The sequence below is a fragment of the uncultured Tenacibaculum sp. genome (assembly GCF_947504135.1).
In the GTDB taxonomy this organism is placed as follows: Bacteria; Bacteroidota; Bacteroidia; order Flavobacteriales; family Flavobacteriaceae; genus Polaribacter.
The window spans coordinates 401,044-420,620 of record NZ_CANNGG010000003.1 but is presented as its reverse complement, the minus strand read 5'-3'; the positions used below and the strand labels follow the sequence as shown (position 1 = coordinate 420,620).

The 19,577-nt window shown below is 33.7% G+C and carries 14 protein-coding genes; 11 read left to right on the top strand and 3 right to left on the bottom strand.

The features are described 5' to 3' along the window. Positions 1–104: 104 nt before the first annotated feature. The 7 genes from Q0663_RS08315 to trpA all read left to right on the top strand — a co-directional run bounded on the left by Q0663_RS08315 (position 105) and on the right by trpA (position 6,614). A complete protein-coding gene (locus tag Q0663_RS08315) occupies positions 105–1,496 on the top strand; it encodes an anthranilate synthase component I family protein (protein ID WP_299009266.1) in 1,392 nt (463 codons plus the stop codon). Between the two features lies 1 nt (position 1,497). Then, positions 1,498–2,091, top strand: coding sequence for an aminodeoxychorismate/anthranilate synthase component II (locus Q0663_RS08310; protein ID WP_299009263.1), 594 nt, complete (start codon positions 1,498–1,500; stop codon positions 2,089–2,091). Between the two features lie 10 nt (positions 2,092–2,101). Then, positions 2,102–3,088 carry an anthranilate phosphoribosyltransferase gene (gene trpD, locus Q0663_RS08305; protein WP_299009260.1) on the top strand — a complete coding sequence of 329 codons (987 nt, stop codon included), beginning with the start codon at positions 2,102–2,104 and terminating at the stop codon, positions 3,086–3,088. 122 nt (positions 3,089–3,210) lie between these two features. Then, entirely contained in the window at positions 3,211–3,999 is a 789-nt protein-coding gene (trpC, locus tag Q0663_RS08300; RefSeq protein ID WP_299009257.1) for an indole-3-glycerol phosphate synthase TrpC, read from the top strand. A gap of 22 nt (positions 4,000–4,021) precedes the next feature. Next, positions 4,022–4,630: a phosphoribosylanthranilate isomerase gene (locus Q0663_RS08295; RefSeq protein ID WP_299009254.1), complete on the top strand. Its 609-nt coding sequence runs from the start codon at positions 4,022–4,024 to the stop codon at positions 4,628–4,630. A gap of 10 nt (positions 4,631–4,640) precedes the next feature. Then, positions 4,641–5,819: a tryptophan synthase subunit beta gene (trpB, locus tag Q0663_RS08290; protein ID WP_299009251.1), complete on the top strand. Its 1,179-nt coding sequence runs from the start codon at positions 4,641–4,643 to the stop codon at positions 5,817–5,819. A gap of 30 nt (positions 5,820–5,849) precedes the next feature. Further along, positions 5,850–6,614, top strand: coding sequence for a tryptophan synthase subunit alpha (gene trpA / locus Q0663_RS08285; protein ID WP_299009248.1), 765 nt, complete (start codon positions 5,850–5,852; stop codon positions 6,612–6,614). On the opposite strand, the gene Q0663_RS08280 is transcribed toward trpA, so the two are convergent. Beyond that, positions 6,604–7,218, bottom strand: a complete 615-nt coding sequence (locus tag Q0663_RS08280) for a TonB-dependent receptor plug domain-containing protein (RefSeq protein WP_299009245.1) — start codon at positions 7,216–7,218, stop codon at positions 6,604–6,606. The genes trpA and Q0663_RS08280 overlap by 11 nt on opposite strands. Before the next feature lie 108 nt (positions 7,219–7,326). Between Q0663_RS08280 and Q0663_RS08275 the strand changes: the two genes are divergently transcribed. From Q0663_RS08275 to Q0663_RS08265, 3 genes are all read left to right on the top strand, one after another. Further along, positions 7,327–10,485 (top strand): S41 family peptidase, encoded by a 3,159-nt coding sequence (locus Q0663_RS08275; protein WP_299009242.1) that lies wholly within the window; start codon positions 7,327–7,329, stop codon positions 10,483–10,485. A 68-nt stretch (positions 10,486–10,553) separates the two neighbouring features. Beyond that, a complete protein-coding gene (gene recQ, locus Q0663_RS08270; RefSeq protein WP_299009239.1) occupies positions 10,554–12,656 on the top strand; it encodes a DNA helicase RecQ in 2,103 nt (700 codons plus the stop codon). Between the two features lie 15 nt (positions 12,657–12,671). Next, a complete protein-coding gene (locus Q0663_RS08265) occupies positions 12,672–13,391 on the top strand; it encodes a hypothetical protein (RefSeq protein WP_299009236.1) in 720 nt (239 codons plus the stop codon). 54 nt (positions 13,392–13,445) lie between these two features. Here Q0663_RS08265 and Q0663_RS08260 read toward each other — a convergent pair whose 3' ends face one another. Then, entirely contained in the window at positions 13,446–16,886 is a 3,441-nt protein-coding gene (locus tag Q0663_RS08260; protein WP_299009233.1) for a methylmalonyl-CoA mutase family protein, read from the bottom strand. 70 nt (positions 16,887–16,956) lie between these two features. Beyond that, positions 16,957–17,280 carry a hypothetical protein gene (locus Q0663_RS08255; RefSeq protein WP_299009231.1) on the bottom strand — a complete coding sequence of 108 codons (324 nt, stop codon included), beginning with the start codon at positions 17,278–17,280 and terminating at the stop codon, positions 16,957–16,959. 299 nt (positions 17,281–17,579) lie between these two features. Here Q0663_RS08255 and Q0663_RS08250 point away from each other — a divergent pair, with 299 nt between their 5' ends. Then, on the top strand, positions 17,580–19,574 hold the full coding sequence (locus Q0663_RS08250; protein ID WP_299009229.1) for a urocanate hydratase: 1,995 nt from the start codon (positions 17,580–17,582) through the stop codon (positions 19,572–19,574). The last annotated feature ends 3 nt before the right edge of the window (positions 19,575–19,577 follow it).

The window sequence follows — 19,577 nt, the reverse complement described above, 5'->3', positions numbered from 1 at the left end:
AAAACTCATAACTTACGTTAGTGAGACCATCTTGTTATATCTATAATACAACGAAAAGGCTTATCTCATGATAAGCCTTTTTTGTTTTTATACATCAAACTAAAATGAAAAAAATAAAATTTAAAACAATAGCAAAAAAACAATTGGCAGATATGGTTACGCCAGTAAGTTTGTACTTAAGAACAAGAGATAAGTATGCAAATAGTTTGCTGTTAGAAAGTTCAGATTATCATAGTAAAGAAAATAGTTATTCGTTTTTATGTATAGAACCGTTGGTGACCATCAAAGCAGAAAACGATGAGTTGTTATTGTCTTATCAAAAAGAAGAGTTAGAAAGAGAATCTATTCAAAGAAATTTTTACGAGAAATTTGATACATATAGCAATGTTATTTCGGTAGACTGTTCGGAGGAAATAAAATCATTTAATGGACTGTATGGTTATACTACTTTTGATGCAGTTCAGTATTTTGAAACAATTCAGTTAAAATCAGATAAAGCACCTTCTGAAATTCCAGTATTACAATATAGCTTTTTCCGATTTATCGTAGCAATCAATCATTTTAAAAATGAAATGATTTTGATAGAAAATATACCAGAAGGAGAAGAGCCTCGATTATCAGAAATTGAAAACTTAGTAAACTCTCAATCTTTTGCTAAATATGACTTCGCTTTTGAAGGAGAAGAAACATCTAATATTACAGATGAAGAGTTTAAAAAAAGTGTAACAAAAGCAAAAGAACACTGTAAAAGAGGAGATGTTTTTCAGTTGGTTTTATCACGTCAATTTCAACAAAAATTTAAAGGAGATGAATTTAATGTGTACAGAGCATTACGCTCTATAAATCCTTCTCCATATTTATTTTATTTTGACTACGGAAGCTTTAAATTGATGGGGTCTTCACCCGAAGCACAAATTAAAATAACAGATGGACAAGCAATTATAAACCCAATTGCAGGAACCTTTAGAAGAACAGGTGATGATGAGAAAGATAGAAAGCTAGCAAAAGAGTTGGCAAATGACCCGAAAGAAAATGCAGAACATGTAATGTTGGTTGATTTAGCAAGAAATGATTTAAGTAAACATGCAACCAATGTAACAGTTGAAACCTACAAAGAGGTTCAATATTTTAGTCATGTAATTCATTTGGTATCAACAGTGACAGGTAAAATTACAGGGAACCCGATAGAAATTGTTGGAGATACATTTCCTGCAGGAACATTAAGTGGAGCACCAAAATACAAAGCTATGGAATTGATAGATACATACGAAAATCAAACTCGTGGGTTTTATGGTGGATGTGTTGGTTTTATTGGTTTAAACGGAAATGTAAATCAAGCCATAGCAATTCGTTCTTTTGTAAGTAAAAATAATACGTTGTATTATCAGGCAGGAGCGGGAATTGTAATCAATTCAAAAGAAGAAAACGAATTACAAGAAGTAAATAACAAATTAGCAGCATTAAAAAAAGCATTAGTGTTAGCAGAAAACATATAAGATGGATATACTGATTTTAGATAACTACGACTCATTTACCTACAATCTGGTACATTATGTAGAAGATATCACAGGAAAGTTACCTGATGTATATCGTAACGACGAAATTTCTGTAGAAGAAATTAAAAACTACGATGCTATTATCCTGTCACCAGGACCAGGAATTCCTGATGAAGCAGGTATTTTAAAGGAAACTATAAAAACCTATGCAGGTAAAATTCCAATTTTTGGAGTGTGTTTGGGTTTGCAAGCCATTACTGAAGTTTTTGGAGGGGAATTAGAAAACTTAAACGATGTGTTTCATGGAGTTGCTACTGAAATGAAAGTAACCAAGAGTGATACAGTCACTTTTAAAGATATTCCAGAAACATTTGAAGCAGCTCGTTACCATTCGTGGATTGCTTCTCATATTAATTTTCCAGAGGAATTAGAAGTAACAGTAATTGATGAAGATGGTAGCATTATGGCACTACGTCATAAAGAATTTCCCATTGAAGCGGTACAGTTTCATCCAGAAAGTATTTTAACTCCAGACGGAAAAAAAATGATTCAGAATTTTATTGCTTTTGCCGAAAGCCAAAAGCTTAAAGCTTAAAGCTATTGATATGAAAAAAATACTAAACACCTTATTTGAACAAAAACGATTGACCAAGGAACAATCGAAAGAAGTTTTGATAAATATTGCACAAGAAAAATACAATGCTTCACAAATAGCTGCATTCATTACCGTGTTTTTAATGCGACCAGTTTCGGTTGATGAATTATCAGGGTTTAGAGAAGCTTTATTAGAATTAGCGATAAAGGTAGATTTATCAGACTTTAATACGATTGATTTATGCGGAACAGGGGGAGATGGAAAAAATACGTTCAACATTTCAACATTAACCTCATTTATTGTGGCGGGAACAGGACATAAAGTTGCAAAACATGGAAACTATGGTGTGTCTTCAGCGTCAGGTTCTTCTAATATGTTAGAGTTTTTAGGATATAATTTTACAAATGATGAGACTACGTTAAAGCGTCAGTTAGATGAAGCTAATATTTGTTTTTTACACGCACCGTTATTTCATCCGGCGATGAAAGTTGTAGCACCTATTCGAAGAGAATTAGGAGTAAAAACATTTTTTAACATGTTGGGGCCATTGGTAAATCCAAGTCGTCCACAAAATCAATTGGTGGGCGTATTTAATTTAGAGGTTGCCAGAGTGTACAATTATATGTTGCAACAATCTGAAGTAAATTATGGTGTGGTACATGCATTAGATGGGTACGACGAAATATCGTTAACAGGAGATTTTAAATTATTTACAAAAGAGGCTGAGCAACAAGTTTCTCCATCTGATTTAGGACAAAAACAAATTGCTCCATCGGCTATTTTTGGAGGCAATACCGTTAAAGAGGCTGCAGATATATTTGTAGATATTATTAATGGAAAAGGAACAGAAGCTCAAAATAATGTGGTATTAACCAACGCGGCATTTGCCTTAAAAACTTTTAATAAAAATAAGCGTTTTGAAACCGCATTTGAAGAAGCAAAAGATTCGTTATTAGGGTTAAAAGCAAAACAATCGTTAGAAAAATTAGTAAATTAAAATAAAAAAACGTCATTCCGAACGGACACTGAGCGTAGTCGAAGTGGTAGTGAAGGAATCTTTCTGTAAAGAAAATAATTTAGATTACTTCATTTTGTTCGCAATAACAAAAAGAATATAAGATGACTATTTTAGATAAAATAATAGCCTTTAAAAAACAGGAAGTAGCAAAAATAAAAGCTGAAGTAGCTGTTAAAAAATTGGTAGAAAGCCCGAATTTTAAAAGACAACCAATTTCTTTGAAAAAATCATTATTGGAGCCTTATTCAACAGGAATTATAGCAGAGTTTAAACGTCAATCGCCTTCTAAAGGAATTATCAATGACAAGGCAACGATTACTGAAGTAACGAATGGATATTTAGATGCTAATGTAGCAGCACAATCAATCTTAACCGATACTTCTTTTTTTGGAGGTACCATGGCAGATTTGATGGAAGCACGAGTAATTAATCAACAAAAACCCATTTTAAGAAAAGATTTTATTGTTGATGGATTTCAAATAGTAGAAGCTAAAGCAATTGGTGCCGATGTGGTATTGTTAATAGCTACTTGTTTGACAGCTGAACAATTGAAGAATTACGGTCAATTAGCAACTGATTTAGGACTGGAGGTTTTGTATGAAGTTCATACTCAGGAAGATTTAGATAAAATTGGAGATTTGGATAATAAAATTATAGGAATCAATAACAGAAACTTAAAAACGTTTGAAGTTGATTTAGAACACTCAATAAATCTAGCAAGTCAAATTCCAGATACAGTTGTAAAAGTTTCAGAAAGTGGAATTTCAGATCCAAGAATTATAACAGGGTTAAAAGAACATGGTTTTCATGGTTTTTTAATAGGGGAAAACTTTATGAAAACAGAAAACCCAGGTCAAGCATGTCAAGAATTTATCGATCAAATCAGATAATATGAAACTAAAAGTTTGTGGAATGAAGTTTATAGAAAATATTCAGCAAGTAGCTGAATTACAACCTGATTATTTAGGGTTTATTTTCTATGAAAAATCATCAAGAAATTTTGAAGGCATCATTCCGAAACTACCTAAAGGAATCAAAAAAGTAGGTGTTTTTGTAAATGAGTATTTGGAGATTGTAGTTTCTTTAGTTGAAGAATATCAGCTGGATTCGGTTCAGTTGCATGGAGATGAACCTGTTGAATATATTCAAAAATTAAAGGGGTATTTACCAAAACTAGAAATTATTAAGGTGTTTGGAATTAAAGGAGAATTCAATTTTGACCTTTTAAAACCGTACGAAGAAGTAGTTGATTACTTTTTGTTTGATACCAAGGGGAAAGAGCGAGGAGGAAACGGAGTAACTTTTAACTGGCAGGTTTTGAGAGATTACAATTCAACAAAACCTTTCTTTTTAAGCGGAGGAATAGGTTTAGAAGAGGTAGGAGAATTACAATCCTTTCTTAAAAGAAAAGAATCACAATACTGCTTTGCCATTGATGTGAATAGCAAGTTTGAAACCAAGCCAGGAGTAAAATCAGTAGAAAAAATAAAAAAGTTTAAAAAGCTAACGGCTAACAGCTAAAACAAATTATATGAAATTTCAACCAGATAATAACGGGTATTACGGACAATTTGGAGGAGCATTTATACCAGAATTGTTATACCCAAACGTAAAAGAATTAGAAGATAATTATATAAAAATTATAGAATCTGAAGAGTTTCAAGAGGAATATAAAGATTTATTAAAACACTATGTTGGTCGTCCAAGTCCTCTGTATTTAGCAAAAAGGTTATCAGAAAAGTATGGAGCAACTATTTATTTAAAAAGAGAAGATTTAAATCATACAGGCGCGCATAAAGTAAACAATACCATTGGTCAAATTCTAATCGCAAAACATTTAGGAAAAACTAAAATTTTAGCAGAAACAGGTGCAGGGCAACATGGAGTGGCTACAGCTACAGTATGTGCCTTAATGGGGTTAGAATGCGTTGTTTTTATGGGAGAAACTGATATTCAACGACAAGCGCCGAATGTTGCCCGTATGAAAATGTTGGGAGCAAAAGTAGTACCAGCAACCAGTGGAAGCAAAACCCTGAAAGATGCTACGAATGAAGCTATCCGCTATTGGATTCAGTATCCAGATACGTATTACTTAATAGGCTCTGTGGTAGGTCCACATCCGTATCCAGATATGGTAGCGCGATTACAAGCAGTGATTTCAGAAGAAATGAAAGTACAGCTAAAAGAACAAACAGGGAAAGAAAATCCTGATACTATTATAGCTTGTGTAGGTGGAGGAAGTAATGCAGCAGGTGCTTTTTATCATTATTTAGAAGATAAAGAAGTGGAACTAATCGCAGTTGAAGCAGCAGGATTAGGAGTGAGTTCCGGAGAAAGTGCAGCAACGTCACAATTAGGGGAAGTAGGAGTTATTCATGGGAGTAAAACCATCTTAATGCAAGATGAATACGGACAAATTGTAGAACCATATTCTATTTCTGCAGGATTAGATTATCCAGGAGTGGGACCGTTACATGCTTATTTACATGAAACAAAACGAGCAACATTTATGAATGCTACGGATAAAGAAGCTCTAGATGCTGCTTATGAATTGACAAAAATAGAAGGAATTATTCCAGCATTAGAGAGTGCGCATGCATTAGCAGTATTACCAAAAATGGATTTACAAAAAGATCAAGTGATTGTGGTGAATTTATCAGGTAGAGGTGATAAAGATTTAGAAACGTATATAAAACATTTAAGCCAATAGCCTCTGGCTAATGGCTAAAAGCTATTAGAAATGAACTCAATTCAACATATATTCAATAAAAAGGAAAACAATTTATTATCAATTTTTTTTACCGCAGGTTTTCCAAAATTAGAAGATACTACAAAAGTTATTGCTAAGTTAAGTAATAGTGGAGTAGATTTTATAGAAGTAGGTTTGCCATATTCTGACCCACTTGCAGATGGACCAACTATTCAGCATAGTAGTGGTGTAGCGTTGAGAAACGGTATGAATCTCGACGTGGTTTTTGAACAGTTGTCTTCTATAAAAGAAACGAATAAAACGCCATTAGTAGTGATGGGATACTTGAATCAGATTATTAAATATGGAGAAGATAAATTCTGTCAAAAAGTAAAGGACTGTGGCATTGATACGGTAATTATTCCAGATTTACCAATGGTTGAATACGAAAATCACTATCAGCAGTTATTTGAAAAATACGGAATTACAAACGTGTTTTTAATTACACCACATACTTCTGAAGAGCGTATTCGTAAGGTTGATAGCTTAACCAAAGCATTTATTTATGTAGTCGCTTCAGCTTCTATCACAGGTGTAAAAGGAGAAGTTTCCGAAGAACAAATAGCCTATTTTAAAAGAATTCAAGCCATGAATTTACAAAGTAAACTTATTGTTGGTTTTGGTATTTCAGATAATAAAACTTTTACTACAGCTTGCGAGTACATGAATGGAGCGATTATAGGATCTGCATTTATAAATAGCTTGCAAAAAGGAAAAGAAATAAAAACTTTTATAAACTCAGTTGTTAATAAGTAGTAACTTTAATTACACCATTAGCACCTCTAAGTCCGTAATAAGCAGCGTCTGAACCTTTTAAAACAGTTATTTTTTTTATGCTTTCTGGGGTTATGTTTTCAAAAGTTGGTAACCCAACAGGAGCATTGTTTACTACATATAACGGTTCTGATGAACTGTTTAAACTGTTGACGCCTCGAATAATTATTTGATTATTACTTGAGATTGTAACTCCAGGAATTTGCTTAGCTCTAATGTAATCGTAGATGTTTCTATATTGAAAATTACCAAAAGGCTTTTGCTCTTCCGAAGATGCAATTGTTTTAGAATTAGGTAATTTAATTCTATTGTATTTTTTTCCATGATAACTAATAGTGTTAATACCGTGCTTAATAGAAAAAGCTGTGATATTTTTTGGTTTAATCTTGGTGCTTATTTTGAAAATACCTTTTGAATCCGTTTTTATAGGTTGTTCAATATTATCAAAAAGTATAGTAGCATTTTGGATAGGGATGTTCTTTTGATCTTTAACTATTATATAGATCTCTTGTGTTTTTTGTGAGAAAATATTACCAGTAAAAATTATTAGGGTAAAGATTAAAAGAAGATGTTTATTTAGTTTCATATAAGTTTTTTGCTAATTTATTAAAAATAAAAGCAGTGTAGTTAATAAAATCTTAAATTTTTTAAGGTTTCTTTGTAAATAGTTACTTTGCAGGTTTAAACGAATAACATGACAAAAAAAGTATTTTTAGGACTTGCACTTTTAGCAGGGAATTTCTTGTCAGCTCAAACTACATTAATACGTAAACCAGCGATTAGCCCTGACGCTTCTCAAATGGCATTTAGTTATTACGGTGATATTTGGCTGTACAATTTTACTGACCAACAAGCAAAGAGATTAACAATTCATAAGGGATATGAAAGCGATCCTATATGGAATGAAGAAGGAACCGAAATTGCGTTTTCATCCAATAGAAAGGGAAATGATAATGTATTTGTAACTTCTATAAAAGGAGGAGTTCCTAAACAGTTAACATACTATCCAACAGCCAATGTTCCTACAGATTGGACAAAAGAAGGAGATATTGTTTTTACGACTGGTCGCGTGTTAAGAGGTCCGGAGTGGGATAAACAAATGTATGTAGTTAATGAAAAGGGAGAAACACCTCGTCGATTATTAACTGCTTATGGTGAAATGGCTTCGGTAGCTCCTAACGGAAAATTAATCGCTTTTACCAAAGGGGCATGTCGTATTGCTCGTGAAGATTACTCAGGTTCTGCGCAACGTGATATTTGGGTTTATAACACTGAAACAAACGAATACCATCAAATAACAACAAGTAGCAAAAATGATCACTCTCCTGTTTGGGATACAGTGGGGAATTTATACTACATCGGAGCAAAAAGTGGACGTTATAATATTTATAAACAAGCAATTTCTGCAAATGGAACTGCCAATGGTACAGCTACTCAATTAACAAATCAAACAAAAGACGGTGTACAAACATTCTCAGTAAGTAATAATGGAACTATTGTTTATACTAGTGGGGCAGATACTTTCAAGTTAGAAAATGGAAAAACTCAAAAAATTAACTTAGATATTGTTTCAGATAATCGTTTTGAAGAAGAAGAAACTAAAACAGTTTCAGGAAACATTGGTAATTATGCAGTTTCACCTAATGGAAAAAACGTAGCATTAGAAATTAATGGAGAAATCTTTATAAAGGAGAATAATAAAGAAAAGAAGCGCTCAAACAATGTGAGCAAGCATCCGTATAGAGATATTAATCCACAGTGGTTAGACGATAAAACAGTTGTTTTTTCTTCAGATAGAGACGGAGTTTATCAATTGTACAGTGCAGTTTCTACAGATACTTTGGTGGGGTTGCACCGTAGTTTAAAAACAAAAGTTTCTAAACTAACAAATAGCAAAGAAGATATTGAATATTCTTTAGTTTCTCCTGATGGAAAGAAGATAGCTTATCAGGTGGGAAGAGGAATTTTAATGATTGCTGATATTAAAAAAGGAAAAGTAGCAAATGTTAAAGAATACTCTAATTCTTGGGCAGCTGCTGAAGGAGTTTCATGGAGTCCAGATAGTAAATACATAGCCTATTCTCAAGAAGACTTAAATTTTGATAGCGAAATTTTTATTCAATCTGTAGAGAATCCTTCTACAAAAATGAATGTATCGATGCATCCTAGAAGTGACCGAAATCCAGTTTGGAGTGCTGACGGAAAAAAGTTAGCATTTTTATCAAATAGAAGCGGAATCAATTACGATGTTTGGATGGTTTGGTTGGAAAAATCTGATTGGGAAAAGTCAAAACTAGATCGTGAAGAAGGAGCGTATTATCCAGAGAAAAAAGAAGAAGCTTCAAAAGACAAAAAGCATAAAAAAGCAAAGAAAAAAGTAGAAGTAAAAATTGATGAAGACAAAATTTATAATCGTTTAGTTCAAGTTACTTCTTTACAAGATAATGAGTATAGCCCTGTGTTTAGTTCAGATAGTGAGTTTATTTATTTCTCAGCTACAGATCCTGCGACACAAAAGAGAAGCACTTATAAGGTAAAATGGGATGGTAGCAAGCCAAAATTAGTAAAAGGAGTTGCTAATGCACGAAACTTTACTGAAAACAAAGGGAAAATTTATTTTACTTCAAGAGGAAAATTAGCTGAATTAAATACAAAATCAGATAAAGTAACGAAGTTACCACATAGTGCTACCTATACAACTAATAGAGAGGAAGTATATCAACAAGTTTTTGAAGAAGGAATTCGTGCATTAACAGCTGGTTTTTACGATCCAGAATTTCACGGATACAATTGGAATGCTTTAGTAAAGAAGTACAAGCCTTGGGTATTGTCAGCAACCACTCACGAAGATTATACCTATATGTTTAATTTGTTGTTAGGACAGTTAAATGCGAGTCATATGGGCTATCGAGGAAGTGCTCCTAGAAATGGAAGTGATAAAGTAGGGGTGTTAGGATTAGAAGTTGAAAATACCAAAAAAGGGGTAAAAATATTATACGTATTACCAAATTCAGTAGCTGATAAGTCTAACAGTAAATTAAAAGTAGGTGATGTTATTACTGCTGTTAATGGTCAGAAGATTGAAAAGAATACAAACTTCTATAACTTATTAAAAAACACACAATCAAAAGAGATATTGTTAAGCTTAGCTAGAGGAAAAGAAGTTGTATTGCGTCCAGAAAGATCTCTTAGAAATTTACAATATGAAGAATGGGTAAATTCAAGAAAGAAGTTAGTAGATGAATATTCTAACGGTCAGTTAGGGTATATTCATATTCAAGGAATGAACATGCCAAGTTTTGAGCGTTTTGAACGTGAACTAAAAGCAAGCGGTTATGGTAAAAAAGGAATTGTAATCGATGTGCGTTACAATGGTGGTGGATGGACTACTGATAGATTAATGGCGGTGTTAAATGTAGATCAACATGCATACACAATTCCAAGAGGAGCAGCAAAGAGTTTAAAAAATCATCAAAAATTTGCAGATAACTATCCGTTTAATGAACGTGCTATTTTATCGGTAAACACAAAACCAGTGGTAGCATTATGTAATGAAAATAGTTATTCAAATGCTGAAATTTTCTCACATGCCTTCAAGAGCTTAGGGTTAGGGAAGTTAGTTGGTCAACCAACTTTTGGAGCGGTTGTATCTACAGGAAGTAAGCGATTAGCTAACGGAATGATTCGTATGCCTTTTAGAGCATGGTTTGTAAAGAAAACAGGAGAGAACATGGAGAACGAAGCACCGGCAGTACCAGATTACTTAGTGAAAAATGCACCAGGATGGAAGGATAGAGGAGAAGATGCTCAATTAAAAAAAGCAGTGGAGGTGCTGTTACAAGATATTAAGTAGTAAGAACTAAAAATAAGATCAAGCGTAGAGTTTAAACTCTGCGCTTTTTTTATTCCTATTTTTGCCAAATGATGCAGATTACAGAACAAGAATTGTTAGAAAAATTAAAGGTAAATTTTGGGTATGATAGTTTTCGTTTAGAGCAACAAGCTATTATTGAAAATATAGTAGCAAAAAAAGATACCTTGGTTATTATGCCAACAGGTGGAGGAAAATCTATTTGTTATCAATTACCAGCCTTGTTTTTTGAAGGCGTTACGTTGGTGATTTCTCCATTAATTGCTTTGATGAAAGATCAAGTAGATAGCTTAAAAGCAAACGGAATTCCTGCAACTTTTTTCAATAGTAGTCAATCAACAGAACAACAACAAGATGTATTTGAAGCTATAGCATCAAAAAGTATAAAACTACTATATGTAGCTCCTGAAAGTTTATCATTACTTCAAAATGTATTAAACCAATCTTATATAAGTTGTATTGCTGTTGATGAGGCGCACTGTATTTCTGCTTGGGGGCACGATTTTCGTCCTTCATATAAACAATTAGCGTTTCTTAAAAAATCGTTACCAGATGTTCCTATTGTAGCGCTAACGGCTACGGCTGACAAAGCAACGCAACAAGATATTTTAGAGCAATTAGCAGTGCCCAACGCTACACAATTTATAAGTTCTTTTAACAGAGAAAATATTGCTTTAGAAGTGCGTCCTGCAAATGATAGAGTACAACAAATTATTAAGTTTATTCAAAGAAGGCCCAATGAAGCAGGAATTATTTATTGTTTGAGTAGAAAAGCAACGGAACAATTAGCAAAAAAGTTACAAGAAAATAACATTGATGCTAAAGCATATCATGCGGGATTATCTTTTGAAGAAAGAGCTAAAACTCAAGAGGCCTTCATTAAAGATGATTGTGAAGTAATTTGCGCGACTATTGCTTTTGGAATGGGAATTGACAAATCGAACGTTCGTTGGGTAATACACTACAATATGCCTAAAAACATTGAAGGCTATTATCAAGAGATTGGGCGTTCTGGTCGTGATGGATTACCAGCAAAGGCTTTATTATTTCATAGTTATGCCGATGTTATTCAGTTGCGTCAGTTTATTGAAAATACAGGGAATAAAGAAGTTCAAGAGGCAAAATTAGAACGTATGAAGCAATTTGCTGAAGCCACCGTTTGCCGAAGAAAAATATTACTCAGTTATTTTGGAGAATTAATAGAGGAGAACTGCGGAAATTGCGATGTGTGTAAGAATCCACCACAGTTTTTTGATGGAACTGTTATTGCTCAAAAAGGACTCTCAGCTATTTATCGATTACAAGGAAAAGAAGCCATGGGAACGGTGATTGATGTGTTAAGAGGAGCCAAAAACGCTGCAGTTTTAGATAAGAATTATGATAAACTGAAAACCTATGGGGTAGGTAATGACGTTTCTTGGAGAGATTGGCAACATTATTTAATTCAGTTAACGAATCAAGGGTATTGCCAAATCGCCTTTCATTTAAACAACAGTTTACAACTTACTGATTTTTCAAATAAAGTCCTTTTTGAAGGTGAAAAAGTACAATTAACCACTCCTGTAGCGTTTACAAAAGAAGTAAAAATAGCTATAAAAGAGAAGAAGAAAAAAGCAGTTAAGGATACGTTATTTGAACGTTTGCGAAAATTACGTTATCGTATTGCTCAAGAAGAAGATATAGCAGCATATTTAGTTTTTAATGATGCAACTCTTAGAGAAATAGAAAATGAAAGGCCACAATCTGACGAAGAATTTCTAGCAATAAGTGGAGTGGGACAGCGAAAGTTAGAAGTGTATGGCGCTGAGTTTATGGAAGAAATCAAAACTTTTTTAAACGAAAAGAAGAAAACTAAAAAAGATACCACTTTAGAAACGTTTAAGTTATATAAAGAAGGATTTACGGTTGAAGAAATAGCAGAGAATCGTGGATTAAAACCAACCACTATTTTTTCTCATTTATCTAAGTTATACCTAGAGGGAAAAGATGTGAGTTTAGATGAATTTATAGAAGCAGATACCTTAGCGTTAGTAGCAAACGCAAAAAAAGTTTTGAAAAATGAAACCGCTTTAAAACCGTATTTTGAGTTCTTGAGAGAACAAGTTCCCTATGAAAAAATACGAGTAGGATTAACTATTTTACAAAGGAAATGATAAGTTTTATTACATATGAGTAAAGAAAACTTTCCTACAGAGTGTAAGTCAGATGAAGTTTCAAGACTGCAAGAGAGAATTAAAAACTTTGAGACTAAAATTGCTTCCGTTGAAACTAAGTTGTTCCCTTTTGAGCAATTATTACGCAATGAGATTTCTGATTTATTAATAGAAGAAAGGGAGTTGGTTATGTTGTTTAAGCAACAAAAGAAAGCCAAGAAAGAGAAAAGGTTAGCGCAAAAAAGAAAAGGTAAAAATTATAAGGAAGTTACTCAAGTTGTTCCTGTTTCAAAAGAACGGGTAACACAAGAAAAAGAGCATCAAAAAGAGAAGAAGAAATTGTATAAAGAAGCGATGTTGTATGTACACCCTGATAAATTTTCGATGCAAGAAAACGAACAACAAAAAGCGACAGAAACTACCACAAAACTTATTGAAATATACCAGAACGGAAGTTTAGAAGAGTTAGAAGCTTTTCACGCGCATATTTTTGGAGGTAATACCACAATGAATTTTAGTAAAGATATTTCGCTCATTCAAAAAACAACCAATAGTACTTCTTATTTAGTAAAAGAAGTTGAGCGATTAGAAAAAGTATTGAATGATTTATTAGAGAGTTATACCTATAAAGTTTTAACAACCTATGAAAACCCTATGTCATTTGCTGACGAATTGAAAGCCTATTACGATGATAGAATTTTTAAACTTCGTAAACGAACTAGAACAAAAAAGTAAACCTCTTAGAAGTTTCTAAGAGGTTTATTATACTTATCTGCAAACATTGTTTGCTTACATGTTTCGTCTGTACTGACCACCAACTTCAAATAAAGCAGAGGTAATTTGACCTAACGAACAAACTTTAGTAGCTTCCATTAGCTTTTCAAAAATATTTTCATTTTGAATGGCAGCTTGTTGCACTTTAGTTAATTCTTCCGTAACCTTTTCTTTGTTGGCTTTATTTAAGCTTTCTTTGGTCTTGATTTGGAATTGTTTTTCATCTTCCGTAGCTCTAATTACTTCCGCTGGTTGTACCGTTGGAGAACCTTTAGAACTTAAGAACGTATTTACACCAATAATTGGGAATTCACCAGTGTGCTTTAAGGTTTCATAGTATAAGCTCTCTTCTTGAATTTTAGAACGTTGATACATCGTTTCCATCGCACCTAATACACCACCACGTTCGGTAATTCTGTCGAATTCAGCTAATACAGCTTCCTCTACTAAGTCGGTTAATTCTTCAATAATAAATGAACCTTGAATTGGGTTTTCGTTTTTAGCCAATCCTAATTCTTTATTGATGATTAACTGAATTGCCATTGCACGACGTACAGATTCTTCTGTAGGCGTAGTAATTGCTTCATCATACGCATTCGTGTGTAACGAGTTACAGTTATCATAAATCGCATATAAAGCCTGTAGCGTTGTACGAATATCATTAAAATCAATTTCTTGAGCGTGTAATGAACGTCCAGAAGTTTGAATATGATATTTTAACATTTGTGCTCTAGGGTTCGCTCCGTATTTGTGTTTTAGTGCTTTTGCCCAAATTTTACGTGCTACACGACCAATCACCGCATATTCAGGATCAATACCATTAGAGAAGAAGAACGATAAGTTTGGTCCAAACTTATTGATATCCATTCCTCTTGATAAGTAATACTCTACATAGGTAAATCCATTCGCTAGTGTTAAGGCTAACTGTGTAATTGGATTTGCACCAGCTTCTGCAATATGATATCCAGAGATTGAAACTGAATAGAAATTACGAACATTTTTCTCAATAAAATATTCTTGAACATCTCCCATTAAACGTAATGCAAATTCCGTAGAGAAAATACACGTGTTTTGTGCTTGATCTTCTTTTAAGATATCTGCTTGAACTGTACCACGTACTTGTGCTAAGGTATTCGCTTTAATTTCGGCATATACATCGGCAGGTAAGATTTGATCACCGGTAACCCCTAAAAGTAATAATCCTAATCCGTCATTACCTTCTGGTAAATCACCATTATATTTAGGTCTGTCAATACCTTTATCGTCGTATAATTCTTTAAGTTTAGCTTCAACCTTTTTCTCTAGTTTATGTTCTTTGATGTACTTTTCACAATTCTGATCGATGGCTGCATTCATAAAGAATCCTAATAACATAGGAGCAGGACCATTAATGGTCATAGAAACAGAAGTCATAGCATGACTTAAATCGAAACCAGAATATAATTTTTTAGCATCGTCTAAACAACAAATAGAAACCCCAGCATTACCAATTTTACCATAAATATCTGGTCTGTGTCCTGGATCGTTACCATATAATGTAACCGAGTCAAATGCAGTAGATAAACGCTTAGCAGGCATACCTAAACTTACATAGTGGAAACGACGGTTGGTACGCTCAGGTCCACCTTCACCAGCAAACATACGCGTTGGATCTTCTCCGGTACGTTTAAAAGGATATAATCCTGATGCATATGGAAATTCACCAGGAACATTCTCTTGTAAATTCCAACGTAATAAATCACCCCAAGCTTGGTATTTAGGTAAAGCAACTTTCGGAATTTGTGTGTGTGAAAGTGATTCTGTATGCGTTTCTATTTTAATTTCCTTATCACGTACTTTGAATGAGTAAATAGGATCTTTGTATTTTTTTACTTTCTCTTGCCAGTTTAAAATGATTTCCCAGTTATGTGGGTCAAGATTTAGTTTTACTTTATCAAATTGAGCAAATAATAACTTTACAAATGGTTGTTCTTCCTCCTGAACTTGTTTCTGAATAGCATCTTGGTCAATTCCGTTTTTAGTAAGGAAAGGTTCCGTCACTTCGTTCGGAATGACAGATAAGATGGTTTGATAGATTCCGTATAATTTCTGAGCTACTTTTTCTTGCTCATCAACTTTTTTGTCGTAAGCGCGGTTGTTTTCTGAAATTTCAGATAAATAACGTGTTCTACTAGGTGGAATTACAAATATCTTTTCAGACATTTCTTTCGTAATTTCAAAAGTAGATTGTAAATCAGCTCCCGCCTTTTCAACCAATTTATCCATAATCGCCTTGTATAGCGAGTTCATTCCTGGATCGTTGAATTGAGATGCAATTGTTCCAAAAACAGGCATGTCATCCATATGAACATCCCATAAATTGTTGTTACGCATGTATTGCTTTTTTACATCGCGTAAAGCATCTAAAGCACCTCTTTTATCAAACTTATTGATAGCTACTAAATCAGCAAAATCAAGCATGTCGATTTTTTCTAACTGTGTTGCAGCACCAAATTCAGGAGTCATTACATACAAAGAAGTATCAGAATGTTCGATAATCTCTGTATCTGATTGTCCAATACCAGAAGTCTCTAAAATGATTAAATCAAACTCCGCAGCTTTTAAAACTTCTACCGCTTCGTTTACGTATTTAGATAACGCTAAGTTTGACTGACGTGTAGCTAATGAACGCATGTATACACGTTCATTGTTAATAGCATTCATACGAATACGGTCACCTAATAAAGCTCCTCCTGTTTTTCTTTTTGAAGGATCAACAGAAATTAATCCAATCGTTTTGTTTGGAAAATCAATTAAGAAACGACGGACTAATTCGTCAACTAAACTCGATTTACCAGCACCACCCGTACCCGTGATACCTAATACTGGAGTTTTGGAGTTTTTATTTTTTTTATGAATGGTTTCTAAAGCTTCTTTAGCAACTTCGGGGAAGTTCTCCGCAGCAGAAATTACACGAGCAATACTGCCAACTTCTTTATCGGCTAGTTTGTCTACTTCTCCATTTAACGCATCTCCAATGGCAAAGTCTGATTGTTGAACTAAATCATTAATCATTCCTTGTAATCCCAATTCACGACCATCATCAGGAGAGTAAATACGAGTAATTCCATAGTCCATCAATTCCTTGATTTCCTCTGGTAGAATTACTCCGCCACCACCTCCGAATATTTTAATATGTCCAGCTCCTTTTTCTTGCAATAAATCATACATGTATTTAAAGTACTCGTTGTGTCCACCTTGGTACGAAGTCATAGCAATTGCATTTGCGTCTTCTTGAATAGCACAGTTTACTACTTCTTCAACGCTTCTATCATGTCCTAAGTGAATTACTTCAACCCCAGTAGATTGAATAATTCGGCGCATAATATTAATGGCAGCGTCGTGTCCATCAAATAAAGAAGCCGCAGTTACAATTCGTACTTTGTGTTTAGGTTTATAGGGAGTTATTTGTTCCATTCGTAAATTGTCTTAATTTTCGGGTACGCAATTTACGGAATTATTAAAAAATAGCAGGATGTTTTGAAAACTATAAATAATCAAGAAAAGCCCATCTTTTTCGAGTAGATATATAATCTAAATTATGTTCATTTTGATAGGCCTCTCGCTCAAAACTTAGGTTTTTGTATGCTAAAGATGTTTTTCGATACATCAATAATCGAATAAACCACTCTAAAAAATAAAGAATATAAAAAAATACAATTAAGAGTTCTCGCTGTTGTTTTAAGTGAATTTTCTCATGATTTATCAAAACAGGATTACCTTTTAAATCTTCTCTTTTCAAAAAGATAAAAGGATACAATGTCATTCCAGCAAAACCTTTCGGAATAATATGTTTTGATATAAAAATCATAAATCTGTTTATGCAATAACTAGTCAAAGGTACAATTTATTGTTAGGATACAAGAGTAAATAAAATGAGGACTGAAAATTTATACCTTTTAAAATCAAATTTTTTAAGGGTATAAACTTATATTTGTGCAAACTTCAAAGAAGATGGATATTTTAACATTAAAATATAAGAAGAGGATTGAAGCTCAGTATCACAGAGCAGATATCCGTTATCCATAGTTTTTTCATTTTTTTACGCTTATCAACAACTTATAATTAACAAGTTTTCAGTTTTTTATTGAAAACTCAAAAACGTATAAAATGACTTTTAAAGAACAAATAAAACAAGGAATTCCAACAACATTACCTCCAAAGCAAGAGTATGATACTACCATAAATCACGCGCCAAAACGTAAAGAAATTTTAACTGAAGAAGAAAAGAAGTTAGCTTTACGTAATGCGTTGCGTTATTTTGATAAAGAACATCACTCAGCATTATTACCTGAGTTTGCTGAAGAATTAGAAAAGTACGGACGAATTTATATGTATCGTTTCCGTCCTGATTATAAGATGTACGCGCGTTCTATTGATGAATACCCAGGGAAATCAGAGCAAGCAAAAGCTATTATGGTAATGATTCAAAATAATTTGGATTATGCAGTAGCGCAACACCCACATGAATTAATTACTTATGGTGGTAACGGTGCGGTGTTTTCTAACTGGGCACAATACTTACTAACGATGAAGTACTTATCTGAAATGACTGATAAGCAAACTTTAGTAATGTATTCAGGGCACCCAATGGGATTATTTCCATCACATAAAGATGCACCAAGAGTGGTAGTTACAAATGGTATGATGATCCCGAATTATTCAAAGCCAGATGATTGGGAAAAGTTTAATGCGTTAGGAGTAACTCAATATGGGCAAATGACAGCAGGAAGTTACATGTATATAGGTCCACAAGGAATTGTACATGGAACAACAATTACTGTGTTAAACGGATTCAGAAAAATAGGAAAATCACCAAAAGGGAACTTATTTGTAACTGCCGGTTTAGGAGGAATGAGTGGAGCACAACCAAAAGCAGGAAATATTGCAGGTTGCATTACAGTGTGTGCTGAGGTGAACCCAAAAATAACGCAGGTTCGTTTAGATCAAGGTTGGATTGATGAAAAAATCACAGACTTAGATGAATTAGTAGCACGTGTTCGTAAAGCAAAAGAAAACGAAGAAGTTGTTTCGTTAGCATATTTAGGAAACATCGTGGATGTTTGGGAAAAGTTTGCTGAAGAAGATGTGTATATTGATTTAGGTTCAGATCAAACATCGTTGCACAATCCATGGGCAGGAGGTTATTATCCAGTAGATATGTCGTTTGAAGAATCAAACGAAATGATGGCGAATAATCCAGAGTTGTTTAAAGAAAAAGTACAAGAAACCTTACGTCGTCACGCAAAAGCGATTAATAAACATACAGAAAAAGGAACGTATTTCTTTGATTACGGGAATGCCTTTTTATTAGAAGCAAGTAGAGCAGGAGCTGATGTAATGAACCCAAATCCGATGTTGGGAAGAGAGTTCAAGTATCCTAGTTATGTACAAGATATTATGGGGCCTATGTGTTTTGATTATGGTTTTGGGCCTTTCCGTTGGGTATGTACTTCAGGAAAACCAGAAGATTTAGCCAAAACGGATGCGATTGCTTGTAAGGTATTGGAGAAAATTATGAAAAAATCTCCTGAAGAAATCCAACAACAAATGGCAGATAATATTCAGTGGATTAAAGGAGCGCAAGAAAATAAGTTAGTTGTAGGTTCACAAGCACGTATTTTATATGCAGACGCTGAAGGACGTATGAAAATAGCAGAAGCGTTTAACAAAGCAATTAAGAAAGGAAAAATTGGCCCAGTAGTCTTAGGTCGTGATCATCATGATGTATCTGGAACTGATTCACCTTACCGTGAAACTTCCAATATTTATGATGGTTCGCGCTTTACAGCAGATATGGCAATTCATAATGTAATTGGAGATAGTTTTAGAGGAGCTACTTGGGTTTCTATCCACAACGGAGGAGGAGTAGGCTGGGGAGAAGTAATCAATGGAGGATTTGGCATGCTTCTTGATGGTTCTAAAGATGCATCAAGACGCTTAAAATCAATGCTTTTCTGGGATGTGAATAACGGGATAGCAAGACGTAGTTGGGCACGAAATGACGAAGCTGTTTTTGCTATCAAACGTGCCATGGAAGCTGAAAAGAAGTTAAAAGTAACACTTCCTAACTTAGTAGATGATGCATTATTAGAAAACATGTAAATC

Coding starts and splice junctions, on each gene's coding strand:
- Q0663_RS08315 (WP_299009266.1), top strand. CDS start 105: ATGAAAAAAATAAAATTTAAAACAATAGCAAAAAAACAATTGGCAGAT.
- Q0663_RS08310 (WP_299009263.1), top strand. CDS start 1,498: ATGGATATACTGATTTTAGATAACTACGACTCATTTACCTACAATCTG.
- trpD (WP_299009260.1), top strand. CDS start 2,102: ATGAAAAAAATACTAAACACCTTATTTGAACAAAAACGATTGACCAAG.
- trpC (WP_299009257.1), top strand. CDS start 3,211: ATGACTATTTTAGATAAAATAATAGCCTTTAAAAAACAGGAAGTAGCA.
- Q0663_RS08295 (WP_299009254.1), top strand. CDS start 4,022: ATGAAGTTTATAGAAAATATTCAGCAAGTAGCTGAATTACAACCTGAT.
- trpB (WP_299009251.1), top strand. CDS start 4,641: ATGAAATTTCAACCAGATAATAACGGGTATTACGGACAATTTGGAGGA.
- trpA (WP_299009248.1), top strand. CDS start 5,850: ATGAACTCAATTCAACATATATTCAATAAAAAGGAAAACAATTTATTA.
- Q0663_RS08280 (WP_299009245.1), bottom strand. CDS start 7,218: ATGAAACTAAATAAACATCTTCTTTTAATCTTTACCCTAATAATTTTT.
- Q0663_RS08275 (WP_299009242.1), top strand. CDS start 7,327: ATGACAAAAAAAGTATTTTTAGGACTTGCACTTTTAGCAGGGAATTTC.
- recQ (WP_299009239.1), top strand. CDS start 10,554: ATGATGCAGATTACAGAACAAGAATTGTTAGAAAAATTAAAGGTAAAT.
- Q0663_RS08265 (WP_299009236.1), top strand. CDS start 12,672: ATGAGTAAAGAAAACTTTCCTACAGAGTGTAAGTCAGATGAAGTTTCA.
- Q0663_RS08260 (WP_299009233.1), bottom strand. CDS start 16,886: ATGGAACAAATAACTCCCTATAAACCTAAACACAAAGTACGAATTGTA.
- Q0663_RS08255 (WP_299009231.1), bottom strand. CDS start 17,280: ATGATTTTTATATCAAAACATATTATTCCGAAAGGTTTTGCTGGAATG.
- Q0663_RS08250 (WP_299009229.1), top strand. CDS start 17,580: ATGACTTTTAAAGAACAAATAAAACAAGGAATTCCAACAACATTACCT.